The organism is Acidimicrobiales bacterium, from assembly GCA_035533095.1.
Classification (GTDB): domain Bacteria; phylum Actinomycetota; class Acidimicrobiia; order Acidimicrobiales; family Palsa-688; genus DATLUM01.
The window spans coordinates 1-7,855 of sequence record DATLUM010000097.1; the positions used below are offsets into that span (position 1 = coordinate 1).

Consider the following 7,855-nt stretch of genomic DNA (forward strand, 5'->3'; position numbering starts at 1 on the left):
CGCCAGTAAAAGGTCGCCCTTGTCAACGCAGAGTTGACAGTGGGAGCGTGCGTCAAGGCATCAGCCCAGGTCACAGCGGTGCTGAACCGCACGGCTCCCATAGCCTGGAGTCGCCGGTGCCTCTCTAATAGAGGCGCTCGTCGCGAACGCCCCCGTGAAGGAGGCAGGGCGCGTGATCTCGATCAAGCGAACGCAAACCGTCTTGGCTGAACACCCGTCGTGGGCCCTCCGAAGTGACGTCCACGCCGCGGCGGCCCGACGACTTCAAGGGGCTGCCGGAGCGGGGTCGGGGCCTCGTCGTGGGGGCGGCCGGCGGCGGCCCGTCGAGGGGGATCCGCAGAGCGATCACGACCTGCCAGCCGGTCACGCGGACGCTCTCGACGACTATTCGCATCAGCCGTTGACGTCCTGCGAAGTCGAGCTGGTCCATCCCGTTCGCGACTGCCTTGGCGAACGCGCCGACCTGCTCGCGCAGCCGGTTGTTCTTGGTCAGCTCGCCTCGTTCGGCCACGAGCCGTTCTCGTTGCGCGTCGAGGCTCTGGCGCCGAGCGGCGAGCTGCTCGTTGCGGCGGGAGAGCTCACCGAGCTCGATCAGCCCCGTCTGGTAGATGTCGAGCAGCCGCTGGCGCTCTCGCTCCGCGTCGTCGAGCCGGCGTTGCATGCGCGCCAGCTCGGCGGCGAGGATCTCGTCGTCGGGGAGGGGCTCGCGGCTCACGAGGGCGGCCTCGCCGGCGGTGAGAAGCTCGGGCCGCAGCATCGCCTCGCGGATCTGGCCGAACACGAAGGCGTCGAGCTCATCGGCACGGATGTTGCGCTCCCGGCAGCGCCGCTCCGGCCCTCTTGCCGTGAGCTCGTTCTGGTAGGCGCAGCAGTAATAGTGGTTGTAAACGCCGCGGCTGTTGGCCTTGCGGGTGCAGGCGCACTTGATCGAGCACTTCCCGCACAGCACCAAGCCCCTCAGCAGGAAGCGGTCGCCTGGGGCGCGCCGGGCGCTGAAAGCGGTGTTGCGGCAGGCGATGCGCTGTGCCGCCTCGAAGGTGTCCGCCGAGACGATCGCGGGCACGGCCACCTCGACCCATTGCTCGCGTGGGCGAGCCACCTGACGGGTCGGGCGGCCCGTCGGCCGGGCCGAGGGCACGCTCTCGCGTCGATACCAGTAGGCCTTTCCCATGTAGCTGGAGTTGCGCAGCATCCCTCCGAGCGTCGAGACCGACCAGAGCGGTCGTCCGGTCGGGCTCAAGATGCCGTCGGCACGGAGGCCCTTTATGAGCTGACGCACCGACAAGCCACCGGCCACGTAGTCGTCGAAGATGCGCCGCACGACGACGGCCTCGGGCTCGAAGATCTCGTAGCGGGCAGGGCCCTGCTCACCCCGGGGCACGCGGCGGTAGCCGTAGGGGACGATGGTGAAGATGGCCTCCCCGGAGCGCACCTTGTAGAGCTTGCCGCGCCGCTGGCGCTCGGCCATCTTGGCCCGCTCGTACTCGGCGATCACACCCTGCACCTGGACCAAAAGGCGCGCCTGGGGGTCATCGGCGATGGGTGGGGAGTCGGTGAAGGACACCTCGACGCCGAGACTCCCGAGCTCGTCCAGCACGAGCATCTGGTAGGCGAAGTTGCGCGCCAGCCGGTCGGCAGTGAGCACCCAGACCCGCTCGAAGATGCCGCCCTGCGCCCCGTCGCGCAGCGCGTCGAGGCCGGGGCGGTCAAGGCGGGTGCCAGAGTGGCCGTCGTCGACAAAGCGGGCGACCAGGTCGTCGCCCACCTCGGCCACCTTCGCCTCGAGCAGCGCCAGCTGCGAGCCGATGGTTCCCCGATTGGCCTGTGTCTCCGATGACACCCGTGCGTAGATGGCTGCTCTCACCGGACTGGCCTCCTTGTCGTCGGGTCGTTCACGTCGTTCTCCCTCCCGCCATAGCGCTGCCATGCGCTCGCCCTCGTGACGCCGAGCAGGTCGGCGACTTCGGCCCAGCTGCACCCATACTGGCGAGCCTCGGCGACGGCCGGCCCGAGCCGAGCCTGAAGCTCGGCCGCCAAGCTGGCGATCACGTGCAAGCGCGCCGGGACGTCCTTCGCCGAAAGGTTGCGAGCGGCGCAGAGCCCTTCGATGGCGGCGTCGACGACGAGACGGCTGTCCTCGCCGGTCCCAGGTCCGACGTAGTGGTCACGCCGGGGCTCTCTCATCGCCCAGGTGCGCGGACGTCCATACACCCGCGTGGTGCGCTCGCTCCGACGGCCGGCCTCACGACGGCGCCCATCCCGAGGCCGCGACGGCGGACGTGCCCGCCCCGGACCCGGCCGCCACCGCGCCGAGCACGAGCATGTAGCCGTCGGCGAGCGCCTCGAGTCGGGGATCGGCATACGGGCTCCACGACGGCCTCGCCGCGCCGAGAAGGACGGCGCTGAAGACCGTCGGGGCGCTCGGCTGAAGGATCAGGCCCGCCAGCCCCGTGCGCTCGAAGCGGCCGGCGGCGCCGCTGACGAGCGGGGTGCCCGCCAGCACGCCGGACCGAAGCTGCTCGTAGTCGGCCTGGGCGCCTTCGCCGATCGGCCAGAAGCTCCTCACCCTCGGCGCACCCGTTCGACGGTGCGCCGGTGCAAGGTGACCCCGAAGCGCTCCTCGGCCTGGCTCACCAAGTCCAGGGCGCTCGTGGCAGCCGCCGCCGCGCGCAGGAACTCGACGATCTCGGGCGACAGCTTGAGCGGGCCTTTGCGGCCACGACGCTCGTCGAGCAGCCCCAGCATCCCCGAACGTGAGAACGAGTCGGCAACCAGATAGAAGGCGCCTCGTGAGTACCCGTGCGTGCGCGCCGCTGAAGCTGCGGTCTCGCCCGACACGTAGTGGGCGCGCAGCATCTCGTATTTGACCTGGACCTTGTCGAGGTCGAAGAAGAACGGATCGGTCGAGCAGAACAGCTCCGACGTCACCGCCTCGGGCCTTGGGTGCAACAGGCCCTTGGCTTCGAGGGACTCACGTCGAGACTGCTGGCTCATCGCCCCAACCTCCGCATCGATTGAGCAAACGGTAAGGAGTCACTCCACTTATGTCAAGCATTGTCGGCCGGACAATCTCTCAAGAGGGGGAACGGCATTGCCATTCGAGACCACACATGACTGATATACGTGATGACCAGGACGGCAAGGCCCTTGATGACAGTCTTCATGGCTGGTCACTGCGGCCGTCTTTCCTAGACACCGAGTCGTTCTCGGCTGCAGGGCTCAGGCGCCGGCGCGAGTGCTGGACCTGCAAGTGGATCCGACTGTCGCTCGCGTCCCTGCTCAGCAGGGCGTGGAACACAAGCTTTGCGTTCACTTGATTTCGATCCGGCGGGTGAGCCTTGGCGGTGGCTACCGCTACCTCATCGACTCGGTCGCGGCCGGCGACGGGAACCCGGAGCCGTCCAAGGGTCTTGCCCACTACTACGCCTCCACCGGCACCCCGCCGGGAATCTTCCTAGGCGCCGGGCTCGCGGACCTGGACGGCGGGAGCGGGATCGACAAGGGCTCGCAGGTGAGCGACGAACACCTCTTCAACATGCTCGTCGCGCTCTGCGACCCGGTCTCGGGCGAACCGCTCGGGGACCGCCTCACCGTGCCGGGTAACGGGGCGCCGGTCGCCGGCTTTGATCTCACGTACAGCCCGAGCAAGTCCGTATCGACGGCCTGGGCGCTCGCCGACGATGACACCCGGGCCATCATCTCGGACTGCCACCGCCAGGCGATCGACTACGTCCTTTCCTACGCCGAATCGCACGTCTTTCACTCCCGATCGGGTGCCGGCGGCATCGTCGAAGAGGACGTGACCGGGGTGATCGCCACCTGCTTCACCCACTTCACGAGCAGGGCGGACGACCCGCAGCTGCACGACCACCTATTGACTTAACTAACTGAGCCATCATCCCTGGTAATCCACCATTTCTTGTTATCAGTCTGCTAGACCAACTTGGCCATGGAGGAGCGATCGAGGAACGACTTGGCGAGGACGGCGGCACCTCTTGTCGGGAGGGTGGTGGCCACGGGAGACCCTGCCGAGCCATACCAGTTGCTGGGGCCAGACGGCCTCTCCCTCAATTGCGTGTCGGCGTTCTTCTTTGACCTTCAGGCTGCCGGCCGTTCGGATGCGACGCTTCGCTCCTACGCGATGGACCTGCTTCGCTGGTTCCGGTTCCTCTGGGCGCTCGGGGTGCGTTGGGACCGGGTGACGCGCGAGGACGCCCGTGACTTCAGCCGCTCATTGCTGGTCGCCGGCAAGCCCGTCCGGCCCCATTGGCGGCGCCGGGAGGAGATAGGTTCCTGCCCTCCCGAGCTGACCGGCGAGCTCTACTCGGCTTCGGTGCGTGCGCACAGCGAGACGGTCCTCCGCAGCTTCTACGAGTTCCACCGCGAGGCGGGCACCGGCCCGATGCTGAACCCGTTCCCCCTCGACCGCTCCCGCCATGGCGGCAGAGCCCACGCCCACCACGGCCCAATGGAGCCGTTCCGGGCCGAACGGGCCGGCCTCTACAGGCCCCGGGTCCCGGCTCGCGTCCCGAGGGCGGTCCTCGACGAAGTGTTCAACGAGATCTTCGCCGGCCTCGGCTCGAACCGGGACCGGGCGCTCGTCGCCTTCTACGTCTCGACCGGTGCGAGGGCCTCCGAGCTGTTGTCCGCCACCCGGGGATCAGTCGACCCGGGCCGCCAGCTGATCACTATCGTCCGCAAGGGCAGCCGCCAGGCCCAGGAGCTGCCCGCCTCGGTCGACGCCTTCGTGTGGCTTCGGCTCTACCAGGTCGAGATGGAGGGCCTAGTGCCGGCGGGCCGGCGCCAGCCGCTCTGGTGGACCCGGCGCCGCCCGTTCCGTCCGCTTGGCTACCAGGCGGCGCATCGCATGTTCGAGCGTGCCAACGTCGAGGCGGGCACGACGACGACGCTGCACGCCCTCAGGCACACGGCTGCCTACCGGATGGCCGAGGATCCCGCCCTTCCCTTGACCGACGTCCAGTTCGTTCTCGGCCACGCCAAGTTGACGACGACCCAGCTCTACCTCACACCGCGCAAGGAGGACGTGGTGCGGCGCGTCCTCGCCCACCATGCCGAGCAGGTGCGCCGCCGCGCCGCCGGAGCGAGCCCGCCGCCTCCTGCGCCGGGCTATAGCCAAGAAAGCCTCGACGTGCTGTTCGCAAGGGCCCCACGGTGACCGCCGTCGTCGACGCAGAGGTGGTGGCCCCGACGGCGGCCACCGGACGGCGTGCGCCTGAGTCCCGTCCGACGATGGCGGCCAAGGGCACGGCGGAGCTGCTCGGCCGGTTCCCACCGCGCCAGGTGGCGCAGTGCTGGCCGGAGACCTCCATCGGCCGCGCCGAGGTGCTGGCACTGGCGAGCTCGAGATCGGAGGGTTCGGAAGATCCGTCGGACGCCGCCGGCCGCCGCCTGCTGATCGGTCTCGGCCTCCTGCTCGACTGGTTGGAAGCCCAACCCGGCGGGACATGGCAGGAGCGATGGCTGGCAAGCGGCGCGGATGCCGCCGGCAAGGACTGGCGGGCGCTGCCGGCGATGTTCCTAGAGCGCCAAGGCGGGCCGACCAAGGAAAGTCTCAGGTACGTGCCCGCTTCGATGGAGCTGCTCGTCGGCTTGGGCATAGTCCGCCCCTCGATCGACTGGCTGCTGACGGGCGGCAAGGGCCGCCGCCTCTCCTGCAGATTGCTCCGTGCCGCCGACGCCGAAGGCTTCGCCAGATTGCACCGCACTTGCGAGCAGGACCCGGCGATCACCGGGATCGCCGAGCGTCACGTCGTGTTGCGGTGCACGCTGCTGATCGCCGCCAAGGGCGGCAGGATCGCCGAGATCACGGTGGGCGACGTGCTTCAGCTCCTCGAGGCAGAGGATCGCTGGAAGTCCGATCTCCGCTCTCGCCCGGCACTGTTCAAGGTGCTCCGGGAGATGGGCGTGTTCGCGCCTGACGTGCCTGCGTGGAGGGCGCTGCGTCGCAGCGGGCAACTCAGCGTGGAAGAGCTCGTCGATCGCTACCCGATCGCCTGCCAGCCGGTCCGCGAGCTGTTCGTCTCCTACCTGAAAGAGCGCCAGCCGTCGGTCGACTACGGGACCGTCGTCTCGCTCTGCTACGCGCTCGTGCGGTGCTTCTGGGCCGACCTCGAAGCCCACCACCCGGGTATCGACAGCTTGCGGTTGCCGCCCGAGGTGGCGAGTGGCTGGAAGGGCCGCCTGCGCACCAAGAAGATCTCCCGCAAACTACCGGGCGAGGTTGCCGGTGCGAGCGCCGAGCGCATCGGCTATCTGGAGGTTCTTCGCACCGTGCGGTCCTTCTATCTCGACCTCGCCGAATGGGCGCTCGACGATCCCGCCCGCTGGGGGCCGTCGGTCGCACCGTGTCCGATCGGCCGATACGAGCTGAGCACGCGCAAGTTCGTCCGCCAGCGCAAGGCGCGAATGGACGCGAGAACCCGCGAGCGCCTCCCGCTCTTGCCGCAACTCGCCCGCGCCACCAACGAGTGGCGCAAGGACGCCGGCGCTCTTCTCGCTGCAGGCCGCAACGCCATGCCGGGAGAACCGTTCGCCATCGCCGGAGAGGTCCTCGTCCGCTCCAAGAGGATCAGGCCCCGCATCCCCGGCAACGTCTGGGCCGAGGACCCCGAGACCGGCAAACAGCGGCTGGTCAACCGCGAGGAGGAGCACGCCTTCTGGTCCTGGGCGGTGATCGAGGTCCTCCGCTTCACAGGCCTTCGTGTCGAGGAGTTGTTGGAGCTGAGCCATTACAGCCTGGTCAAGTACCGTCTGCCGACCACGGGCGAGCTGGTCCCGCTCCTGCAGGTTGCGCCCTCCAAGACCGACACCGAACGTCTCTTGGTCGTGTGCCCTGAGCTCGCCGACGTCCTCAGCGAGGTCATCAGGCGAGTCCGGGGCCCGAGCGGGGCGGTGCGCCTCGTGCGTGCATGGGACTACCACGAGCGCGTCTGGCTGCCCCCCTCCCCGCTCTTGTTCCAGCACCGGGTCGGGCCCGAGTACAAGGAGTTCAACGTGCCGTTCGTGAGCACGTTGATCAACGAGGCTCTGTCACGGGCGGCCTTCGTCGGCAGAGACGGTCAGGAGCTTCGTTGCACCGCGCACGACTTCCGGCGGATGTTCATCACCGATGCCGTGATGAACGGCCTGCCACCGCACATCGCCAAGGAGATCGTCGGCCACCACGACATCAACGTCACCATGAGCTACAAGGCCGTCTATCCCGAAGAGGCGCTGCAGGCGCACCACGCCTTCCTCACCCGGCGCCGGGCTCTGCGCCCGAGCGAGGAGTACCGCACTCCGACAGACGAGGAGTGGCAGGCCTTTTTCGGACACTTCGAGCGGCGCAAGGTCTCGATCGGGACTTGTGGGCGGGCCTTCGAGACGCCGTGCATCCACGAGCACGCCTGCCTGCGCTGCTCGATGCTGTGGCCCGATCCCCGCCAGCGCGTCCGCTTGCTCGAGATCCGGGACAACCTCCAAGCACGTGTCGCAGAAGCCACGCATGAAGGATGGCTCGGCGAGGTCGAGGGGCTCGAGATCAGCCTCGCCGGGGCAAACGACAAGCTCACGCAGTTGGACCAGCGCGCTGCTCATGCCGTCGACGAGAGTGTGGCCGCCAGGTAGACGACCGACCTACGGGCCACTGGGCGAGGTGGGCCGCTCGTGGCACCACGATGTCAATTCTTAGTTAAGAGAACATGTCGTCGTCTGGAACCGGGCGAGGTCCGTGTCGGACGGCAAGTGGAGGACGCTCGATTCCAAGGCCATCTTCAAGGCGACTACGACACTGTCCGAGCTCCACCAAGGAGTCCTCTCTGATCTGTTGACGGCCGAGCTCGGTGTTGGCTGGGAG

General features: G+C 68.3%; 7 protein-coding genes. 3 read left to right on the plus strand and 4 right to left on the minus strand.

Annotation, left to right across the window (positions count from 1 at the left end; translation table 11 throughout):
• Positions 1 to 124: 124 nt before the first annotated feature.
• The 4 genes from VNF71_12410 to VNF71_12425 are packed head-to-tail and all read right to left on the minus strand — an operon-like array spanning position 125 to position 2,994.
• Positions 125 to 1,864: a recombinase family protein gene (locus VNF71_12410; protein ID HVA75355.1), complete on the minus strand. Its 1,740-nt coding sequence runs from the start codon at positions 1,862 to 1,864 to the stop codon at positions 125 to 127.
• Positions 1,861 to 2,184 (minus strand): hypothetical protein, encoded by a 324-nt coding sequence (locus tag VNF71_12415; protein ID HVA75356.1) that lies wholly within the window; start codon positions 2,182 to 2,184, stop codon positions 1,861 to 1,863. The genes VNF71_12410 and VNF71_12415 overlap by 4 nt, the downstream gene beginning before the upstream one ends.
• Before the next feature lie 58 nt (positions 2,185 to 2,242).
• On the minus strand, positions 2,243 to 2,566 hold the full coding sequence (locus tag VNF71_12420) for a hypothetical protein (GenBank protein ID HVA75357.1): 324 nt from the start codon (positions 2,564 to 2,566) through the stop codon (positions 2,243 to 2,245).
• Entirely contained in the window at positions 2,563 to 2,994 is a 432-nt protein-coding gene (locus tag VNF71_12425; GenBank protein HVA75358.1) for a hypothetical protein, read from the minus strand. Before VNF71_12425 ends, VNF71_12420 begins: the two co-directional genes overlap by 4 nt.
• A gap of 295 nt (positions 2,995 to 3,289) precedes the next feature.
• On the opposite strand from VNF71_12425, the gene mobF reads away from it, so the two are divergent.
• From mobF to VNF71_12440, 3 genes are all read left to right on the plus strand, one after another.
• Positions 3,290 to 3,883, plus strand: a complete 594-nt coding sequence (mobF, locus tag VNF71_12430; protein ID HVA75359.1) for a MobF family relaxase — start codon at positions 3,290 to 3,292, stop codon at positions 3,881 to 3,883.
• Between the two features lie 66 nt (positions 3,884 to 3,949).
• Entirely contained in the window at positions 3,950 to 5,176 is a 1,227-nt protein-coding gene (locus tag VNF71_12435; protein ID HVA75360.1) for a tyrosine-type recombinase/integrase, read from the plus strand.
• Positions 5,173 to 7,626, plus strand: a complete 2,454-nt coding sequence (locus VNF71_12440) for a site-specific integrase (protein ID HVA75361.1) — start codon at positions 5,173 to 5,175, stop codon at positions 7,624 to 7,626. Before VNF71_12435 ends, VNF71_12440 begins: the two co-directional genes overlap by 4 nt.
• Positions 7,627 to 7,855: the final 229 nt, after the last annotated feature.